19 protein-coding genes are annotated in these 19,629 nt (G+C 59.2%); 7 read left to right on the top strand and 12 right to left on the bottom strand.

Translation table 11 applies throughout. The features are described 5' to 3' along the window. Positions 1 to 58: 58 nt before the first annotated feature. The 3 genes from yjiA to F475_RS15175 form a co-directional block, all read right to left on the bottom strand. Positions 59 to 1,030: a GTPase gene (gene yjiA / locus F475_RS15185; protein ID WP_026286390.1), complete on the bottom strand. Its 972-nt coding sequence runs from the start codon at positions 1,028 to 1,030 to the stop codon at positions 59 to 61. 121 nt (positions 1,031 to 1,151) lie between these two features. Next, the gene (locus tag F475_RS15180; protein WP_007937254.1) at positions 1,152 to 1,349 is read right to left on the bottom strand and encodes a YbdD/YjiX family protein; all 198 of its coding nucleotides are present in this window, start codon (positions 1,347 to 1,349) and stop codon (positions 1,152 to 1,154) included. Positions 1,350 to 1,364: 15 nt separating this feature from the next. Continuing rightward, positions 1,365 to 3,431, bottom strand: a complete 2,067-nt coding sequence (locus F475_RS15175; RefSeq protein ID WP_111454234.1) for a carbon starvation CstA family protein — start codon at positions 3,429 to 3,431, stop codon at positions 1,365 to 1,367. Between the two features lie 160 nt (positions 3,432 to 3,591). Between F475_RS15175 and F475_RS15170 the strand changes: the two genes are divergently transcribed. Next, positions 3,592 to 3,960 (top strand): PilZ domain-containing protein, encoded by a 369-nt coding sequence (locus tag F475_RS15170; RefSeq protein ID WP_064620492.1) that lies wholly within the window; start codon positions 3,592 to 3,594, stop codon positions 3,958 to 3,960. 63 nt (positions 3,961 to 4,023) lie between these two features. On the opposite strand, the gene radA is transcribed toward F475_RS15170, so the two are convergent. Genes radA through katB form a run of 3 tightly spaced genes read right to left on the bottom strand, consistent with a single transcriptional unit; the run spans position 4,024 to position 7,590 of the window. Then, entirely contained in the window at positions 4,024 to 5,391 is a 1,368-nt protein-coding gene (gene radA, locus F475_RS15165) for a DNA repair protein RadA (RefSeq protein WP_019581287.1), read from the bottom strand. Between the two features lie 45 nt (positions 5,392 to 5,436). Then, on the bottom strand, positions 5,437 to 5,991 hold the full coding sequence (locus tag F475_RS15160) for an ankyrin repeat domain-containing protein (RefSeq protein ID WP_111454233.1): 555 nt from the start codon (positions 5,989 to 5,991) through the stop codon (positions 5,437 to 5,439). 57 nt (positions 5,992 to 6,048) lie between these two features. Further along, positions 6,049 to 7,590 carry a catalase KatB gene (gene katB, locus F475_RS15155; protein ID WP_018925820.1) on the bottom strand — a complete coding sequence of 514 codons (1,542 nt, stop codon included), beginning with the start codon at positions 7,588 to 7,590 and terminating at the stop codon, positions 6,049 to 6,051. 285 nt (positions 7,591 to 7,875) lie between these two features. Here katB and mscL point away from each other — a divergent pair, with 285 nt between their 5' ends. Continuing rightward, positions 7,876 to 8,289, top strand: a complete 414-nt coding sequence (gene mscL, locus F475_RS15150; RefSeq protein WP_111454232.1) for a large-conductance mechanosensitive channel protein MscL — start codon at positions 7,876 to 7,878, stop codon at positions 8,287 to 8,289. Between the two features lie 44 nt (positions 8,290 to 8,333). Here mscL and F475_RS15145 read toward each other — a convergent pair whose 3' ends face one another. Then, entirely contained in the window at positions 8,334 to 9,110 is a 777-nt protein-coding gene (locus F475_RS15145) for a ferredoxin--NADP reductase (RefSeq protein ID WP_111454231.1), read from the bottom strand. Between the two features lie 292 nt (positions 9,111 to 9,402). Here F475_RS15145 and F475_RS15140 point away from each other — a divergent pair, with 292 nt between their 5' ends. Then, complete coding sequence (locus F475_RS15140) at positions 9,403 to 10,113, top strand: autoinducer binding domain-containing protein (protein WP_111454230.1); 711 nt, start codon at positions 9,403 to 9,405, stop codon at positions 10,111 to 10,113. A 184-nt stretch (positions 10,114 to 10,297) separates the two neighbouring features. Continuing rightward, on the top strand, positions 10,298 to 11,422 hold the full coding sequence (locus tag F475_RS15135; protein WP_111454229.1) for a class I SAM-dependent methyltransferase: 1,125 nt from the start codon (positions 10,298 to 10,300) through the stop codon (positions 11,420 to 11,422). A gap of 71 nt (positions 11,423 to 11,493) precedes the next feature. Here the strand turns inward: F475_RS15135 and F475_RS15130 are convergent, their stop codons facing one another. The 3 genes from F475_RS15130 to F475_RS15120 are packed head-to-tail and all read right to left on the bottom strand — an operon-like array spanning position 11,494 to position 14,169. Next, on the bottom strand, positions 11,494 to 11,661 hold the full coding sequence (locus tag F475_RS15130; protein WP_081625770.1) for a DUF2474 domain-containing protein: 168 nt from the start codon (positions 11,659 to 11,661) through the stop codon (positions 11,494 to 11,496). 57 nt (positions 11,662 to 11,718) lie between these two features. Then, on the bottom strand, positions 11,719 to 12,726 hold the full coding sequence (cydB, locus tag F475_RS15125) for a cytochrome d ubiquinol oxidase subunit II (RefSeq protein WP_018925814.1): 1,008 nt from the start codon (positions 12,724 to 12,726) through the stop codon (positions 11,719 to 11,721). Positions 12,727 to 12,729: 3 nt separating this feature from the next. After that, positions 12,730 to 14,169 carry a cytochrome ubiquinol oxidase subunit I gene (locus F475_RS15120; protein ID WP_018925813.1) on the bottom strand — a complete coding sequence of 480 codons (1,440 nt, stop codon included), beginning with the start codon at positions 14,167 to 14,169 and terminating at the stop codon, positions 12,730 to 12,732. A gap of 526 nt (positions 14,170 to 14,695) precedes the next feature. Here F475_RS15120 and F475_RS15110 point away from each other — a divergent pair. Next, a complete protein-coding gene (locus F475_RS15110) occupies positions 14,696 to 15,934 on the top strand; it encodes an MFS transporter (RefSeq protein WP_111454227.1) in 1,239 nt (412 codons plus the stop codon). A 9-nt stretch (positions 15,935 to 15,943) separates the two neighbouring features. Here the strand turns inward: F475_RS15110 and F475_RS15105 are convergent, their stop codons facing one another. Then, a complete protein-coding gene (locus F475_RS15105) occupies positions 15,944 to 16,495 on the bottom strand; it encodes a DJ-1 family glyoxalase III (protein WP_111454226.1) in 552 nt (183 codons plus the stop codon). 67 nt (positions 16,496 to 16,562) lie between these two features. Beyond that, entirely contained in the window at positions 16,563 to 17,018 is a 456-nt protein-coding gene (locus F475_RS15100; RefSeq protein ID WP_111454225.1) for a DUF4879 domain-containing protein, read from the bottom strand. A gap of 226 nt (positions 17,019 to 17,244) precedes the next feature. Here F475_RS15100 and F475_RS15095 point away from each other — a divergent pair, with 226 nt between their 5' ends. Together F475_RS15095 and trmA are read left to right on the top strand one after the other, a co-directional pair. Then, positions 17,245 to 18,540 carry an NCS2 family permease gene (locus F475_RS15095; protein WP_018925809.1) on the top strand — a complete coding sequence of 432 codons (1,296 nt, stop codon included), beginning with the start codon at positions 17,245 to 17,247 and terminating at the stop codon, positions 18,538 to 18,540. After that, positions 18,537 to 19,616, top strand: a complete 1,080-nt coding sequence (gene trmA / locus F475_RS15090; RefSeq protein WP_111454224.1) for a tRNA (uridine(54)-C5)-methyltransferase TrmA — start codon at positions 18,537 to 18,539, stop codon at positions 19,614 to 19,616. The genes F475_RS15095 and trmA overlap by 4 nt, the downstream gene beginning before the upstream one ends. The last annotated feature ends 13 nt before the right edge of the window (positions 19,617 to 19,629 follow it).

The raw sequence follows: 19,629 nt of genomic DNA, 5'->3' as shown, positions 1-19,629 counted from the left end.
GTGCGACGATTCGACCTGCTTGCGACGACGACATCGGGCCCGCTGAAAATGTCGGGGCTTACTGCGCCGCAACCCGCGCAAACCCCTCGCGAATCTTCTCCTCCGGCAACTCATCGGCAATGAACACGATCACGCTTTCGCGCGTGTCATCGTCCGCCCACTCGGTATCCCAATCGAAGCCGTACAATTTCAGCACGCCCTGGAACACCATGCGCCGCGGCTCACCAAGAATGTTCAAAACGCCTTTGTAGCGCAGCAATTGCTTGCCATGGTCTTCCAGCAGTTCGTTCATGAACTCGCTGAGCTTGTCGATATCCAGCGGTTTGTCGGTACGCAGCACCAGGCTGGAAATGCGATCGATGGAGGGCGCCTTGCTCACCGGGCGCAAACTCACGCCACCACCGAGGTCGGCATTGAGGTTGAAGCCACGCACATCGAGCAATTCGGCCAGATCAATCTTACCGTGGTCGACCACACGAATCGGCGCGCGACGGTTGATCCGGGTCAGGCGTTCGCTGAGGGCAGTGAAGGTCGGCTCATCCACCAGATCGCGCTTGCTCACCAGCAAGCGGTCGGCAAAACCGATCTGCGCCTGGGCAATGGTCTGGGTCAGGTGCAGTTCGGCATGAGCCGCGTCCACCAGGGTGATGATGCCGTCGAGGATGTAGCGCTCGCGCAGCTCTTCATCGATAAAAAAGGTTTGTGCCACCGGGGCCGGGTCGGCCAGACCGGTGCATTCGATCACCAGGCGGTCAAAGGCGATTTCGCCACTGTCCAGGCGCTCCAGTAGCAGGTACAGCGCTTTGGTCAAATCGGTGTGGATGGTGCAGCAGACGCAGCCGTTGGACAGCGTCATCACTTGCACTGGCTCGTCGCCCAACAGTTGGGTGTCGATGCCGGCGTCACTGAACTCGTTTTCGATCACGGCGATTTTCAGGCCGTGCTCGGCTTTGAGCAGGTGGCGCAACAAGGTGGTTTTGCCAGCGCCGAGAAAGCCGCTGAGGATCGTGACAGGGATTGGCGCTAACAAAATAAGATCTCCCGGACGCAAAAAAACTGTAGGAGCCAGGTTTGCCGGCGAAAGCATCTTGAAGATCGCCTTCGCCGACAAGCCCTGCTCCTACAGTGGTGTGTTACCTAAACCGCGTACATCAACAGCACTTCGGTCCACCCTTGCCGCCGTAGCGAGCCTCTTGGCGCTCCCGAAAGAACGCCTCGTAACTCATCACCGGTTTGTCCGGGTGTTTGGTTTGCATATGCTCGACGTAGTTGTCGTAGTCGGGCATGCCGACCATCAGGCGTGCGGCCTGACCGAGGTATTTACCGAGGCGACTCAGGTCATTGAACATGGTGCAATCCTCAGGTTACGCATCCGGCTGAGCCTGGAATGGCGACTCTTTATCCGTGCGTTCTTTGGTGCCCCAGGCGGCAATGCCGACCTTGAGCGCATAGAACAGGATGCTGAACACCACGAACAGGAACAGTGCGGTCAGCGTTGCGTTGGTATAAGCGTTGTAGATCACGTGCTGCATCTGCTCGATGCTCTTGGCCGGAGCGAGGATCTGACCGCTGGCCAGGGCATCACTGTACTTCTTGGCCAGCGACAGGAAGCCGATCGCCGGGTTGGCGTCGAACAGCTTGATGAAGCCTGCAGTGGTGGTGCAGATCAGCAACCAAACGGCTGGCAGCATGGTGACCCAGATGTAGCGTTGGCGTTTCATTTTGATCAGCACGACAGTTGCCAGCATCAACGCGATACCAGCCAGCATCTGGTTGGAGATACCGAATAGCGGCCACAAGGTGTTGATGCCACCCAACGGGTCGATCACGCCTTGGTACAGCAGGTAGCCCCACATCGCCACACAACCGGCGGTGGCGATCAGGTTGGCGGTCCAGGACTCGGTGCGTCTCAGCGCCGGTACGAATGAGCCGAGCAAATCCTGCAGCATGAAACGCCCGGCACGGGTGCCGGCGTCGACCGCGGTGAGGATGAACAGTGCTTCGAACAGGATCGCGAAGTGGTACCAGAACGCCATGGTGTTTTCGCCCGGCAGCACGCTGTGCAGGATCTGCGCGATACCGACCGCCAGGGTCGGCGCACCGCCGGCACGGGCCAGGACGGTGGTTTCACCGATGTCCTTGGCTACCGCTTGCAACGCTTCCGGCGTGATGGCAAAGCCCCAGTTGCTGACCGCTGTCGCTACCGCCACCACATCACCGCCGACAACCGCGGCCGGGCTGTTCATGGCGAAGTACACGCCCGGCTCGATCACCGAAGCGGCCACCATCGCCATGATCGCCACGAAGGATTCCATCAGCATGCCGCCGTAACCGATGTAGCGAGCGTTGACTTCGTTATCCAGCAGCTTCGGCGTGGTGCCGGAAGCAATCAGCGCATGGAAACCCGACACTGCGCCACAGGCAATGGTGATGAACAGGAACGGGAACAGCCCGCCCTTCCACACCGGCCCGGTGCCGTCAATGAACTGGGTCAATGCCGGCATTTTCAGCACGGGCATGGTGATCAGAATGCCGATCGCCAGCGCAACGATGGTGCCGATCTTGAGGAACGTGGACAGGTAATCACGCGGCGCCAGAATCAGCCACACCGGCAACACGGCTGCCACGAAACCGTAGCCGATCAGCATCCAGGTGATCTGGACCCCGGTAAAGCTGAACGCCTTGGCCCACACCGGGTCAGCGGCGATCTGCCCGCCCAGCCAGATCGAACCCAGCAGCAACGCCACGCCGATCACCGAGATTTCACCGATACGGCCCGGGCGGATGTAGCGCATGTAGACGCCCATGAACATCGCGATCGGGATGGTCGCCATCACCGTGAAAATGCCCCACGGGCTCTCGGCCAGGGCCTTGACCACGATCAGCGCCAGCACCGCGAGGATGATGATCATGATCAGGAAGCAGCCAAACAGCGCGATGGTCCCGGGGATACGGCCCATTTCTTCACGGACCATGTCGCCCAGGGAACGGCCGTTGCGGCGGGTAGACATGAACAGGACCATGAAGTCCTGAACCGCACCGGCCAGCACCACGCCGGCAATCAGCCACAGCGTACCGGGCAGGTAACCCATCTGCGCCGCCAACACCGGACCGACCAGCGGTCCCGCGCCGGCGATGGCCGCGAAGTGGTGGCCGAAAAGAATGTGTTTATTGGTCGGCACGTAGTCCAGACCGTCATTGTTGATTACGGCAGGTGTAGCCCGACGCGAATCGAGTTGCATCACATTGTTAGCGATGAACAGGCTGTAGTAGCGGTATGCGACAAGATAGATAGCGACGGCTGCGACAACGATCCACAAGGCGTTGATCGCCTCGCCTCGACGCAATGCCACTACGCCCAGGGCGCACGCTCCTACGACTGCCAGCAGCAGCCAGGGTAAGTGGCGTAGCGGGCTATTATTATTTTTCATTTTATGATTCCAGCCAGAGTGGACAAGAAAGACAGCCATCTCGAGTTTAGCGCTACTGGCGGCAAAGACCATAGTTCGACATCAGTCTAGAGCCATCACTGTGCTGGCAGCCTCCGGCAATGCAGGTCTATAGTCAGCGAACCTTTACGAGGATTGCGCCATGAGCGAACAACCTGCCGATCGCCGCCGCTTCAGACGTATTGCGTTCGATGCCCGAACCGAGCTGAGCCAAGGGGAATTCACCTGGCCGGTGCGGCTGATTGACCTATCGCTCAAGGGACTGCTGGTCGAGAAGCCCGAGCCATGGCTGGGTAATCGGGAATGGCATTTCCTGGTCGACATTCATCTCAACGATGACCTCGCCATCAAGATGGATGTGCAACTGACCCACGATGACCATGGCCAGCTCGGGTTCGTCTGCAAACACATCAGCCTGGAATCCATCGAGCGCCTGCGACGGTTGATTGAGTTCAACCTGGGCGATCCCCGGGAACTAGAGCGCGAATTGGGTGCCCTGATCGAAGCCTGAAGGCCTCCCCCTTCCATTGTGGGAGCCTGCTCGCTCCCACAGGGTTTGTGTCCCGTTTACGGTTTATTCGAACAGTGCGTCGAGGGCCTGTTCCAGGCGCGTCACGGCGATAATCTGCAACCCCGGCGGTGGCTCTTTCGGCGCGTTGCCCTTGGGTACGATGGCGCGTTTGAAGCCGTGCTTGGCCGCCTCTTTCAAGCGCTCCTGGCCACTCGGTACCGGGCGTACTTCACCCGACAACCCGACTTCGCCAAACACCAGCAGATCGTGCGGCAGCGGCCGGTTGCGCAAACTGGACATGACCGCCGCCATCAGCGCCAGATCAGAAGCGGTTTCCAGGACCTTCACACCGCCGACCACGTTGAGGAACACGTCCTGATCGTGGGTCGGGATGCCGCCGTGGCGGTGCAAAACCGCCAACAACATGGCCAGGCGATTCTGATCCAGACCGAGCGTCACCCGGCGCGGGTTGGCCAGGTGGCTGTCATCTACCAGCGCCTGGACTTCCACCAGCATCGGCCGGGTGCCTTCCCACGTGGCCATGACCACACTGCCCGGGACTTCTTCCTGAGCGCGTGTCAGGAAAATCGCCGAAGGGTTGGAGACTTCTTTCAGTCCTTTGTCGGTCATGCCGAACACGCCCAGTTCATTCACCGCGCCGAACCGGTTTTTCACCGCCCGCAGCAAACGCAGGCGCCCATCGGATTCGCCTTCGAAATACAGAACGGTGTCGACCATGTGCTCCAGCACTCGGGGGCCGGCCAGCGCACCTTCTTTAGTGACATGGCCCACGAGGAAAATCGCCGTGCCGCTTTGCTTGGCGTAACGCACCAGCAATGCCGCACTTTCGCGCACCTGGGAGACGCCCCCCGGTGCCGACTGCAGTTGCTCGGTGAAGATCGTCTGAATCGAGTCGATCACCATCACCTTGGGCTTTTCCTGCCGGGCGGTGGCAATGATGGTTTCAATACAGGTTTCAGTCATCACCCGCAGTTGATCCTGAGGCAAGCCCAGCCGCCGGGCACGCATGGCCACTTGTTGCTGGGACTCTTCGCCGGTGACATACAGCGCCGGCATGCTCTTGGCGAGGTTGCACAAGGTTTGCAACAGAATCGTCGACTTGCCGATGCCGGGGTCACCACCGATCAACACCACCGAGCCATCCACCAGGCCGCCACCCAAAACACGATCGAGCTCACTGGACGCCGTGGAAAAACGCGGAATTTCTTCGACGCTGACTTCGGCCAGGGTCTTGATCTGTGCCTGCTGGCCGGTCCAACCGGTGCGACCGCTGGGGGCCGCGGCGCCGCCACTCTCCACCATGGTTTCGGTCAGCGTGTTCCAGGCTCCGCATTCGCCGCACTGGCCGGCCCACTTGGGGAAGGTTGAGCCACACTCGGTGCAGCCGTACATGCGCTTGGCCTTGGCCATCTGAACTCCCGGCAAAAACCGCGATGATAGCTCAGCTGACGCGGATCAGCGCGGCGCCGCCGTGCGGATTTCACCGCTGGCCAGACGCGCGGCACTGTTGCCCAACGGATCCTCGGCGTTCAGGTCCGCCCCTTTGGCCTTGAGTGCGTCGAGCAACTCGACGCGCTTGAACAACCCGGCATACATTGCGGCAGTCTGCCCGGCGCCGTTGCGTTGGTCGGGGCTGCAATTGGCGGCCAGCAGGGTTCGAGCGATCTGCACTTCGCCTTTGAAAATCGCGCCCATCAGCGCGGTATTGCCGCGTTGGTCCTGAGCGCAGGCGTCCGCCCCGGCCGCCAACAAGCGCTCCACGGCAGCCCCCTGACCGTGATAGGCGGCCAGTATCAACGCGGTGTAACCCTTGCTGTCGCGGGTGTCGAGGGAATAGCCGGCCTCGATGAAGGTATCGAGCATCGGCACATCCCCCCTTCGGGCGGCATCGAAATAGTAATCCTGCAATTGCGCTTTCAGCGCCTCGGGGTCCTTCGAGACTTGCGCGTCAGGCCCGGCAAATACACCGAACGACACGCACGCCAGAAACACAGACAGATAAACACGCATGGCGGGACTCCTTGGTCAGACGGGACCCCGTACGAGGCCCCGCTTCAGGCAGATAGATCAGTCGACCAGTTTGGCCGCCAACGCCTTGACCCGGGCCAGATCACCCTTGGCCACTTTGGTTACGCCTGTCCCGTATTCCGGGTCGGCCTTGTAGAGGAAGGACAGAATGATGTGCTTGCTCTCGTCATCGGTGGTGGCCAGGGAGCCGCCGAAGCTGTCGATCAGGTCCTGACGTTCCTTCTGGTTGAACGAGCGATACAGATCACCGGCCTGCTTGAAGTTCTGCTCACGTTGAATCTTCGCCTGCTGCGTGCTGCCCGACAGGGTCGACTGGCTGTAACGCGCGGTTTGCGGCTCCTCACGGGACAGCAGACGGCTCGGCTGGTAATTCACCCCCGTGCTGCTGGCGCCGATGTTCATCGCACCATCCTGATTACCGTTGTTCACGGCGACTTTCGGTGCGTTGATCGGCAACTGCAGTGCATTGGCCCCCAGGCGATACAGTTGGGTATCGGCATACGAGAACACTCGCCCCTGCAATAAGCGATCTTCCGAAGGCTCGATACCCGGAACCAAGTTGGCCGGTGCCATCGCCACTTGTTCGGTTTCCTGGAATACATTCGCCGGATTACGGTTCAATACCATCTGTCCAACTTTTCGCTCAGGAACACCGGGCCAGATCTTGGTGGCGTCCAATGGATCGAAATCAAACTTGGACAAATCTTGAGGATTTAGAACCTGGACGTACAAGTCCCACTTCGGAAAGTCCCCCTTGTTAATATGAGCAACCAAGTCGTTGGTCATATGACTGTAATCTTGACCTTGAACATTGGCGACTTCTTTAGGAGTGAGATTTTTTATTCCCTGCAAACTTTTCCAGTGAAACTTTACATAGTGAACTTCGCCCTGGGCGTTAACCAACTTGTAGGCATGTACACTGTTGCCGTCCATCTCCCGATAACTGGCCGGGGTGCCGGAGTTGGAATACAACTCGGTCAAGGTGCGAGTGGCTTCCGGAACATGAGAGAAGAAATCGAAACGACGGGAGTCATCGTCAAGATTGGTGCGCGGGTCCGGCTTGAAGGCATGGACCATGTCCGGAAACTTGATGGCGTCCCGAATGAAGAAGGTCGGGAAATTGTTGCCGACCAGGTCCCAGTTACCGTCGGCGGTGTAGAACTTGGTGGCGAACCCCCGCGGGTCACGCAGGGTTTCCGGGGAGTGGTTGCCATGGACCACTGCGGAGAAACGCACAAATACTGGCGTGCTCTGGCCGCCGGCGAATACCTTGGCCTTGGTCAAGTCACTGAGGTCGTCAGTCACGGTGAACGTGCCATGGGCGCCGGTGCCACGGGCATGCACCACACGCTCAGGAATGCGTTCACGGTCGAAACGCTGGAGCTTCTGAATCAACTGTACGTCTTGCAACAGCACCGGCCCGGTCGCGCCGGCGGTTTGCGAGTTCTGGTTGTCGCCGACAGCGGCACCATTATCACGGGTCAACGTCGCAGCGTTGATGGAGAAGGACAGCAGGCTGACGCTCAGAACGCCGAAGGTACGACGAAGGGGAAAAGCCCCGAGGCCAAGGGGAGTTGTCATGGAAGTTTCCTCTGGTTTTATTAAGCGCATCCTGGTGCGCACCACAGAGGCTAGTGACCCAAAGGCCAAAACATAAATAGAAATCCCGTACCGGGCCGATAGCGAAAAGGTTCTGGAAAGCCCGGTCTAGAGCGGGTAGACGCGCGCGAAGAGTGGCATTTTGTAAACTAATTGCCGGAAGATGTGTCGATAGACACGAGCATTGTAAGAAGGCGTTTCAAGCAAGGGATGCTTTGCTGATTTACACTGCGCTCACCAACCTCATCTGTAACAAGGAAATAACCTATGGGCGTGATAAGTGAGTTCAAGGCCTTCGCGGTCAAAGGTAATGTGGTCGACATGGCCGTCGGTATTATCATCGGCGCCGCCTTCGGCAAAATCGTTACGTCATTTGTCGGCGACGTGGTGATGCCACCCATCGGACTGCTGATCGGTGGGGTGGACTTCAGTGACCTGGCCATTACGCTCAAGGCTGCCAACGGTGATGTCCCGGCGGTGATGCTGGCCTACGGCAAGTTCATCCAGAGCATGATCGACTTCATCATTGTCGCCTTCGCGATCTTCATGGGCGTCAAGGCCATTAACCGTCTGAAACGCGAAGAGGCCGTTGCGCCAACCCTGCCGCCGGTTCCGACCAAGGAAGAAGAATTGCTGAGCGAGATCCGCGATCTGCTCAAGGCTCAGAACAATCGGCCCTGATCGCTGATTGCCCAGAGAAACGGCGCCTCCGGGGCGCCGTTTGTTTACCAGTAGGTTTCCACCGCCACTTGGCCAGGTCGGCGACTGAGGCTCAAGTGCATGTCCCGTTGTTTCAGCAGCTTACGCGTCTCATCGATCATCTGTGGGTTACCGCAGAGCATCACCCGCGAATGCTCGGCTGTCAGCGCTACACCGGCCGTCTGTTCCAGTTCGCCATTCTCGATGAGGCTGGTGATCCGCCCGTTCAAGGCACCCGGATGCTGTTCGCGGGTGACGGTGGGAATGAATTGCAGTTTGTGCGCGTACTCGGCCAGGTAGTCACGCTGCGCTAGCTCCGCAATCAATGCCTGGTACGCCAGCTCCCGCGCTTCGCGCACGCTGTAGACCAGGATGATTCGTTCGAATTTCTCCCAAACTTCGAAGTCCTGCAGGATCGACAGAAAGGGCGCCACGCCCGTGCCTGTGGATAACAACCAGAGATCACGGCCATCGACGAAGCGATCCAGCGTCAGATAACCGAAGGCCTGACGGTCGACCAGCAGCGTATCGCCAGCTTCCAGCCGACACAGCTCACTGGTGAATTCCCCTCCCGGCACAACAATAGAGAAGAACTCGAGGAACTCGTCATAGGGCGAAGAGACCATGGAATAAGCCCGCCATACCGTGCTGCCGTCTGTCTTGGTGACACCCAGCCGGGCGAACTGCCCCGCTCGGAAACGAAAGCCCGCATCCCTGGTGGTACGCAGGGTGAACAGGTTCGGAGTCAACGGCTGGACCTCAAGCAAGGTCTGACGAGTGAATTTTTCAACACTGGCAGTCATGGGCCGCTCCGATCAACAGATGACACCAGTGTCCCCCAAAGCAGACGACGTAAACACCGATGGTTTGTAGTGTTATTCGTGCAGAGACTTGGGCAGTGCAATAAAGAACTAGTACCGGAGTGTTGATTTTGTATAACCCTAAAACAACGCTAAGAACTAGTTATGCAGCTACAGAATTTTTCAAGAGCAAAATAGTTCAGCATGCTTGTAAGAATTCTCCTACACTCTGGGACGTGCCGGATCTTGGATCCAATCGGCACCCCCCCCAAGAAATTCCGCATGGAGTTACCAAATGAAAGTGTGGAAGGAGTCACAGCTAACACAGCTTTCTTGCGCTCAAAAAATAGAGACCGCGTACGAGATATCGCTTAACCTCGTTAAAAATATGGGCTTTAATTTTTGTGCATTTTCAATAACATCCCCAACAACAGGGACACACCGCCATAAGATAATCCTGAATAATTACCCTAGCGAATGGAACACGAAATATCAAAACGAGCATTACGATGCGGTTGATCCAATACTAGCCCACTGCTGCGGCTCCGAAGTACCGATTCTCTGGCAAGAAGAGTGCTATTCAAAAACACCACGGCTGTGGCAAGCGCAAAAAAACCAGGGGTTGCACTACGGTTGGTCCCAATCCGTTCATGATAAGAACGGGCTTTGCAGCATCTTGAGCGTGGCCAGAACCCATTGCCCGATTACCGCGTATGAACTGTACAAAAATCTGGGCTACGCGATGTTTATCAACCGTCACCTGCACGGGATTATCGCGAAAGACCTGCCGGCCTCCTCGCTGAAGCCGCCCACAACGAGTTTGTCATGCAGAGAAATCGAGGTGCTGAAATACTCAGCCGTCGGCAAGACGGCCTGCGAGATCGCAATCATCCTCTGCGTGAGCGAAAGCACTGTGCATTTCCATGTAAAGAACGCCATCCACAAACTTGGCGTCAATAACAAGATCGCGGCGGTGATCAGGGCAGCGAAAGCTGGCGTCATCTGAAACTGTTCGAATCAGGTAATCCCTGCAAGTAATCCAGACCAAAAAAACGTACCATCTGCGCTCCATCCCGAGTGATGTCGTGTGAAGCGTCCACGACGCAGTCCGCTCGGATGGCTCCGCCCGCTACAACGTCCGGCGGCCACTCGTTGATTATCTCCGCTGACTACCCAGAGCCCTCCGCCTCATGCCTCTGCTCGAAACTTCTTTCGCCCAACTCGACCTGATCCGCCAGCCAGAACAGCAGAACGAACCACTGCAAGCGTTTGATGCCGCAGACGAATACCTGCTCAATCATCTGGCCGGGCAACAACCGACGGCTGATACTCGCGTACTGGTGCTCAACGACAGCTTCGGCGCATTGGCCGTTAGCCTGGCGGGCAAGGTCCGAGTGACCAGCAGCGGCGATTCATTTCTGGCCTTTCAGGGGCTCGAAAAAAACCTCACGCGCAATGGCCAGGCGTTTGATGCGGTGCCGAGCGTACCAGCCAGCGAAGCGTTCGTCGGGCCGTTTGACCGAGTATTGATCCGGGTACCGAAAACCCTGGCCTTGCTGGAAGAGCAACTGATCCGGCTACAGGGTCAATTGGCTCCCGGTGCTCAAGTGATTGCCGCCGCGATGGTCAAGCACCTGCCACGTGCCGCGGGCGATCTGCTGGAGCGCTACATCGGCCCGGTGCAAGCCTCGCTGGCCGTGAAGAAGGCTCGGCTGCTGATCGCCACGCCCGAAACCAAAGCCCCCGCTGTCTCTCCATACCCGACGCGCTATCGACTCGACACGCCTGCAATCGAACTGCTCAATCACGCCAACGTGTTCTGTCGCGAAGGGCTGGATATCGGCACGCGAGCCTTTCTGCCGCATTTGCCGAACAACCTCGGCACAGCGCGGGTCGCCGATCTGGGGTGTGGCAACGGCGTGCTGGCGATCGCCAGCGCCCTGCAAAACCCCGAGGCCCATTACACATTGGTGGACGAGTCATTCATGGCCGTGCAATCGGCCGCTGAAAACTGGCGCGCGGCGCTGGGTGATCGTGACGTGATCGTACGTGCCGGCGATGGGTTGGCGGGGCAGGAACCCCAATCCCTCGACGTGGTGCTGTGCAATCCGCCATTCCACCAACAGCAAGTGGTCGGCGATTTCCTGGCCTGGCGGATGTTCCAGCAAGCGCGCGAAGCGCTGGTGGTGGGCGGCGCGCTGTACATCGTCGGCAACCGTCATCTGGGCTATCACAGCAAGCTTGCGCGGCTGTTCCGCGGCGTCGAACAAGTAGCCGCTACTCCCAAGTTCGTGATTCTCAAGGCACGCAAATAAAAGCAGGCAAAAAAAACCCTCCGTCGCAGGAGGGTTAAAAATCCGTGCCGCAAGGCAACGGGATGGGAATTTCAGTGGGTGCTCAGACCCGCGGCATTCATGAACATGCGCATCAGCGTGGCCACGATGAACAGTGCCCCAACGCTGCCGGCCCAGATCAACGCCAGCCAGCCGAGTCGTTGCCAAAGCGGCTTTTTCTCTGCGGCTTCGATTTCCTGCAAATCAGGTTTGCCAGCCATCATCGCGTTCTCCTCTGCAACGGCGCAGGTATCAACCTTGCGCCGTATTCGTATGGGCTAGTGGTAACCGTCTTCATGGGTGACCTTGCCGCGGAACACGTAGTAGCTCCAGAAGGTGTAACCCAGGATGAACGGGATGATGAACAGCGTGCCCACCAGCATGAAGCCCTGGCTCTGCGGCGGTGCGGCAGCGTCCCAGATCGAGATCGACGGCGGCACGATGTTCGGCCACAGACTGATTCCCAAACCGCTGTAGCCTAAGAAGATCAGCACCAGGGTCAGCAGGAATGGCGTGTAATGCGCATTGCGAGCCACCGCGCGAATCAGACCGTACAAAGTTACCAGCACCAGAATCGGCACCGGCAGGAACCAGAACAGATTAGGCAGGGTGAACCAGCGTGCGGCGATCTCGGCGTGGGCCAACGGCGTCCAGACGCTGACGATGCCAATCACCGCCAGCAACACGAAGGCCAATGGTCGCGCCAGGTCATGCATCTGCTCCTGCAGCTTGCCTTCGGTCTTCATGATCAGCCAGGTGCAACCGAGCAGCGCATAAGCCACGACCAGCGCCGCGCCACAGAACATCGTGAACGGCGTCAGCCAGTCGAGTGAACCACCGGCAAACTGACGATTGACCACCGGCAGCCCATCGATGAACGCACCCAATGCCACGCCCTGGAAGAAGGTCGCGGCGATCGAACCACCGATGAATGCCTTGTCCCACAAGTGGCGCTTGGCGTCCTTGGCCTTGAAGCGAAACTCAAAGGCCACGCCACGGAAAATCAGCCCGATCAGCATGAAAATCAGCGGCAGGTACAACGCCGAGAGCACCACCGAATAGGCCAGCGGGAAGGCGCCGAACAATGCCGCGCCGCCCAATACCAACCAGGTTTCGTTGCCGTCCCAGACCGGGGCGACGGTATTCATCATCACGTCACGGTCGGTCTTGCCCTTGATGAACGGAAAAAGAATCCCGATCCCCAGGTCGAAGCCGTCCATGACCACGTACATCATGATGCCGAAGATGATGATCACGGCCCAGATCAGCGGAAGATCAATACCCATGATTCAAATCTCCTTGGTCAGGCTGTGGTTGTGATCGCCGTCACCGTTGTCGTCGGCGGCGGACAGCGGACGGGCCGGCGTGCGCTTCTGGCCAGGACCGCCTTCGTTGGTTTCCTTGCCTTCGTCGATCTTCGGCCCTTTGCGCACCAGGCGCATCATGTAACCAAGACCGGCACCAAACAGCGCGAAATACACCACGACGAACATGATCAAGGTGATGCTCATCTGCACGAAGCTATGCCCGGAGGACGCATCCGCCGTGCGCATCAAGCCGTAGACCACCCACGGTTGACGGCCGATTTCAGTGGTGAACCAGCCAGCGAGAATCGCGATCAGGCCGGATGGGCCCATCCACAGCGCCAGGTACAGGAACGGACGCGAGGTATACAGCGTGTCGCGCTTGCGCAGCCACAGGCTCCACAAACCGGTGAAGATCATCAGGAAACCCAGGCCGACCATGACCCGGAACGACCAGAACACGATGGTCGAATTCGGCCGGTCTTCAGGCGGGAACTCCTTGAGCGCCGGCACCTGTTTGTCCAGGGTGTGGGTCAGGATCAAGCTGCCCAGGTACGGAATCTCGACCGCGAATTTGGTCTTTTCGGCTTTCATGTCCGGCCAGCCGAACAGGATCAACGGGGTCGGCTCATCGCCGACATTTTCCCAGTGACCTTCAATCGCAGCGATTTTCGCCGGCTGGTGCTCGAGGGTATTGAGGCCGTGGAAGTCACCGATGACGGCCTGAATCGGCGCCACGATCAGTGCCATCCACATGGCCATCGAGAGCATGGTGCGGATGGCCGGGTTGTCCTTGCCGCGCAGCAAATGCCAGGCCGCCGACGAACCGACGAAGAAGGCGGTAGCGACGAACGCCGCCGTGGCCATGTGCATCAGGCGGTAAGGGAACGACGGGTTGAAAATGATCGCCAGCCAGTCCACTGGAATGACTTGGCCGTTGACGATTTCGTAGCCCTGCGGGGTCTGCATCCAACTGTTGGAGGCGAGAATCCAGAAGGTCGAGATCAGGGTACCGATGGCGACCATGACGGTGGCGAAGAAGTGCAGCTTGCGCCCGACCCTGTTCCAGCCGAACAGCATGACGCCGAGGAAGCCGGCTTCGAGGAAGAACGCAGTGAGTACCTCGTAGGTCAGCAACGGCCCGGTCACGGAACCGGCGAAATCCGAGAAGCGGCTCCAGTTGGTGCCGAACTGATAGGCCATGACCAGGCCGGACACCACGCCCATGCCGAAGTTGACGGCAAAGATCTTCGACCAGAAATGGTACAGATCGCGGTAAGTGTCGTTGTGCGTCTTCAGCCACAGGCCTTCGAGTACCGCCAGGTAACTCGCCAGGCCAATGGTGATGGCCGGGAACAGGATGTGGAACGAAATGGTGAACGCGAACTGAATCCGGGCGAGATCAAGCGCCTCCAAACCGAACATAAGTCTTCCTCTGTCAGGTAATACTGGCTGAAGGCTTGCGGCCTGCACCCACTGCCCCCACGGTTATGGAGTGTGGCGAATTTGAACTCGTTCTTTTTCTACCATCATCACAACGTAGGGAATCTGGCCATCTGGCCACCGGATCATTTCCACGAAGGGTCTTGATCTGGATCAAGCAACGTTGAAAGAGTAGTCGCATTTTTGCCGATGGACGGTGTGGTCTATTGCCGCGTGACAGGTTGCCTCACGGGTTTGGTCATGCGTTGCAATGCATTCCCTGTGGCGAGGGAGCTTGCTCCCGCTCGGCTGCGCAGCAGTCGTAAAACCGGGTAACGCGATGTGCCTGTGGTGTGGGGTAGCAGGTTCGGGGCTGCTTCGCATCCCAGCGGGAGCAAGCTCCCTCGCCACAGGGTATTTGTATGTTCTGTGGGATCGGTATCTAGCTAACTAAATTTTCCGCGCTCGCAACCTCTGGTTACAGGTTGGTGATAATCTCGCCCTTCCCCTCACCCAGACTTGCCTTCAGATGCCCAGCCAAGCGCCCCTGCTGTTACGTCATCACCGCCCTTTTATTGCGTTCTGGCTGGCTCGGGTATTTACCGCCAGCGGTTTTCAAATGCTGACCGTGGCCATCGGCTGGAATCTGTATCAACTGACCGGCAATGTGCTCGATCTGGGTCTGGTGGGTCTGGTGGAATTTGCCCCGCGGGTGTTGTTCATGCTGCACACCGGGCATGTGGCGGATCGCTATGACCGGCGCAAGGTCGCGGCGATCTGTCAGTCCGTGCAAGCGCTGATCGCCCTGTCGCTGGCCATCGGCAGCGCGACTGACCATGTCACCCGGGAGATGATCTTCATCCTCGCATTCCTGCTCGGCGCCGCCCGCTCCTTCGAGATGCCAACCACCCAGGCCTTGCTGCCGAGCATCGTGCCCAGTGCCTTATTCCCGCGCGCGGTTGCTGCCGCGCAATCTGCGCAGCAATCGGCCACCATCGTTGCCCCGGCGCTGGGCGGTTTGCTTTACGCCTTCGGCAGCGTCTGGGTGTATGGCCCGACGGTGATCCTCTACCTCATCGCCTGTGCGCTGATGCTTAACCTACCGGCTCGGCAGACACCGTTGAACAAGGGCAAGGCAACCCTGGATTCGCTGCTCGCAGGCATCCGCTTCATTCGCAGCCGTCCGGATATTCTCGGGGCGATTTCCCTGGATCTGTTTGCCGTCTTGCTGGGTGGCGCGACTGCGCTGCTGCCGGTGTTCGCCAAAGATATTCTGCTGACCGGCCCTTGGGGTCTGGGCCTGCTGCGTTCGGCCCCGGCGGTGGGCGCACTGCTGATGTCGCTGTTTCTGGCGCGATTTGCCGTGGAACGCAACGTCGGACGGGTGATGTTTACCGCCGTGGGTGTATTCGGCGTGGCGACCATCGCTTTCGGCCTGTCGACTTCGTTCTGGTTCTCTCTCGCTGTGTTGGTGGTTTTAGGCGCGGCAGACATGATCAGCATGGTGATCCGCGCCTCGTTCGTGCAGCTGGAAACTCCGGACGAGATGCGCGGCCGGGTCAGTGCCGTGAATGGCTTGTTCATCGGTGCTTCGAATCAGCTCGGCGAATTCGAGTCTGGCTTGACGGCCCACTGGTTCGGCACCGTACCGGCCGTGGTGATGGGCGGCATCGGCACACTGATGGTGACCGGGGTCTGGGTCAGACTGTTCCCGACCCTGGCCAACCGCGACCGCATGCATGTGCCGGTGGAAGAGGTCAGGGCCTGAAGCCGTCTTCTACACCAGCAATTCCCCCGCCACCGTCGACCGCGTGGCTTTGCCGCAGAGTTGCTCCACCAGCGTCAGCGCAAACTCCAACGCGGCGCCCGAACCCTGGGCGGTGATGCAGTTGCCATCGACCACCACCGGTTGATCGACGAAGTTGCAGCCCGACAATTGATGGCTGACGGAAGGCAGGCACGTCATGCGCCGCTGACGCAGCACGCCAAAAGTCTGCAGCGCCAGCGCCGGCGCTTCGGCAATGCCGGCGAACAAGCGCCCGGCGGCGACCTGGTCCTTGATCAATTGTTGCAGGGGTTGGTGGGCCGCCAAATGCTGCGCCCCCACGGCGCCGCCGGGCAAAACGATCAAGTCAAAGGGTTGGGCCAGCAAATCGACCAGCATCGCATCAGCGGTCAGGCGGGTGCCGCGAGCGCAGGTCAGCATGCGCCGCGACTCGATACTGGCCACCACCACTTCAACCTTGGCGCGGCGCAGAACATCGATCAGGGTCACGGTTTGCAGATCGTCGATGCCCTCGGCGAGGGTAATCAGGGCTCTAAAGGTCATGGGCGCGGTCCAGAGAATGATCTTTAAAGCGTAGTCAGCTTTCCTGCCCCTTGTTCGAGCCTGGCCGTTACTTGATGTAAAGCTGCGTCGACATCGTGTTGCCCGGCGCGTTGATGGAGGTGTTGCTGAATGTGAAGATGCCGTCCTGCTTGCCTGCCAGGTTAAAGATGTACAGATAGCCGACAGTTTTTTTCCCGGCTGAGCACTCGGTCAGGTTGCCGGTATCAAAAGCACAGACAGGGGTCCGGGTGCCATCCACTTCGAAACCGTCCAGGGCAACATGGGCTTCGCGACCGTAACCGACTTCCAGCACGTACACCTTGATGTTCGGCCCCTGGTGATCGCAACGGGTCTGCTCCTGCTTGTCCGCAATATCTTCAAGGCCACAGTTGGGCGACTCGACCTTGAGCACCTTGACCTGACTCAGTGGTGGAGCCGACGCTGCCGAGGCGGTTTGGGCACCCAGGAACAACGCGATCAACATCGTGAATACGGCAACCACGCGCGTGCCCATGTACTTCATATTCCACCCTTCCCTGCCCTAAAAAAACAGCGCGCAGTATGGCGCACTTCCCTTTTTGGCAAAACATCGACGACGATCGCAGCCATAAGCAGCCATGGCTCCACGCTGCTGGTATGATGCGCGGCTTTTTCCGACCCACAGAAAATTCCCAGGCGCCTACGGCGGTCTGTGCTTTGCTGTTGAGGTCGATACATTCACGGCGCCGGGCGCGCCACGGGGAGCAGACATGCTGGAAAGGCTGTTTCAACTCAAGGCACACAACACCAACGTGCGGACCGAGATTCTGGCGGGCGTCACGACCTTTTTGGCCATGGCCTACATTCTGTTCGTCAACCCGAGCATCCTCGGCGAGACCGGCATGGACAAAGGCGCGGTGTTTGTCGCCACCTGCCTGGCAGCCGCCATCGGCTCGACGACCATGGGCCTGATCGCCAACTACCCGATCGCGCTGGCACCGGGCATGGGCCTGAACGCCTTCTTCACCTACACCGTGGTCCTGCACATGGGCCACACCTGGCAAGTGGCGCTGGGTGCGGTATTCCTCTCGGCGGTGATGTTTTTCCTGCTGTCGATTTTCCGCATCCGTGAATGGATCATCAACAGCATCCCGTTGGCGCTACGTTCGGCGATTGCCGCCGGCATCGGCCTGTTCCTGGCACTGATCGCCCTACACAACGCTGGCATCGTCGTCAGCAACCCGGCGACCATGGTCGGCCTCGGCGACCTGAAGCAACCGGCGCCGATCCTCGCAACCCTGGGCTTTGCCCTGATCGTTGCCCTGGAGGCCCTGAAAGTGCGCGGTGCGGTGCTGATCGGCATTCTGTCGGTGACCATCGTTTCCATCCTGCTGGGCTTCAGCCCGTTCGGCGGCGTGATGTCGATGCCACCGTCGCTGGCACCGACCTTCCTGCAACTGGACATCAAAGGCGCACTGGACATCGGTCTGGTCAGCGTGATCTTCGCGTTCCTGTTCGTCGATCTGTTCGACAACTCCGGCACCCTGATCGGCGTCGCCAAGCGCGCCGGCCTGATGGGCAAGGACGGCCACATGCCGAAAATGGGTCGTGCCCTGATCGCCGACAGCACCGCGGCCATGGCCGGTTCGTTGCTGGGCACCTCGACCACCACCAGCTATATCGAATCCGCAGCCGGCGTGAGTGCCGGTGGCCGCACCGGCCTGACCGCCGTCGTGGTGGCGATTCTGTTCCTGCTGGCGCTGTTCTTCGCACCACTGGCCGCCAGCGTACCGGCCTTCGCCACCGCACCTGCCTTGCTGTTCGTCGCCGTATTGATGACCTCGGGGCTGGCGGAAATAGACTGGGACGACATCACCGTTGCCGCGCCAGTGGTAGTCACCGCGCTGGCTATGCCATTCACTTACTCCATCGCCAACGGTATCGCGTTCGGATTCATTTCCTGGACCGCCATCAAGTTGCTGTCCGGCCGTGGCCGTGAGCTGAACTCGGCGTTGGTGGTTCTGTCGATTCTGTTCGTGATCAAGTTAGGTTGGTTCAACGCATGACTTTTGATTCCCAGGCCTACGCCGTTCAGCTCGAAGAAAAGGTCACGCGCCTGCGTGATCTGCTGACCCCGTTCGGTGCGCCCGAGCCTGCGGTGTTCGATTCGCCGCTGAAAAACTTCCGCCTGCGTGCCGAATTCCGCCTGTGGCGTGAAGCCGGCGAGCGCCACTACGCAATGTTTTCCCAGGAAGACAAGCGCACGCCGATCCTGATCGAAGAGTTCCCGATCGCAAGCCTGCGCATCAACCAGTTGATGCCGCAGCTCAAGGCGGCGTGGCAAGCGAGTGCTGCCCTGAGCCACAAACTGTTCCAAGTGGAGTTCCTGACCACGCTGGCCGGCGATGCGATGATCACCCTGTGCTACCACCGCCCGCTGGACGAGCACTGGCACGCGGCGGCGTCGAAGCTGGCAGCCGACCTGAACGTCAGCATCATCGGTCGCTCGAAGGGCAAACGCGAAGTGATCGGTCACGATTACGTGGTCGAGCAACTTGAAGTCGGCGGCCGCATCTTCAGCTATCGCCAGCCGGAAGGCGCGTTCACCCAACCCAACGGCACGGTGAACCAGAAGATGCTCAACTGGGCGTATGACGCCCTTGGCGATCGTTCCGACGACTTGCTGGAGCTGTATTGCGGCAACGGCAACTTCACTTTGCCGCTCGCTACGCGCGTGCGCAAAGTGCTGGCCACCGAAATCAGCAAGACCTCGGTCAACGCAGCGCTCAGCAACCTGAGCGAAAACGCGGTGGATAACGTCACGCTGGTGCGTTTGTCTGCCGAAGAATTGACCGAAGCCCTGAACGAAGTTCGCCCGTTCCGTCGCCTGCACGGCATCGACCTCAAGAGCTACGAGTTCGGTAGCGTGTTCGTCGATCCGCCCCGCGCCGGCATGGACCCGGATACTTGCGAACTGACCCGGCGCTTCGACAACATCCTCTACATCTCCTGCAACCCGGAAACCCTCGCGGCCAACATCGCCCAACTGAACGACACTCACCGCATTACTCAATGCGCGATGTTCGACCAGTTCCCGTGGACCCATCACATGGAATCCGGAGTGTTGTTGACCCGTCGTTGATTGCAACCGTTAC

Origin of the sequence: Pseudomonas sp. URMO17WK12:I6 (genome assembly GCF_003253625.1) — a bacterium.
Taxonomy (GTDB): Bacteria; Pseudomonadota; Gammaproteobacteria; order Pseudomonadales; family Pseudomonadaceae; genus Aquipseudomonas.
The sequence above is the reverse complement of the archived record's forward strand: the minus strand, read 5'-3'. Positions and strand labels throughout refer to the sequence as shown.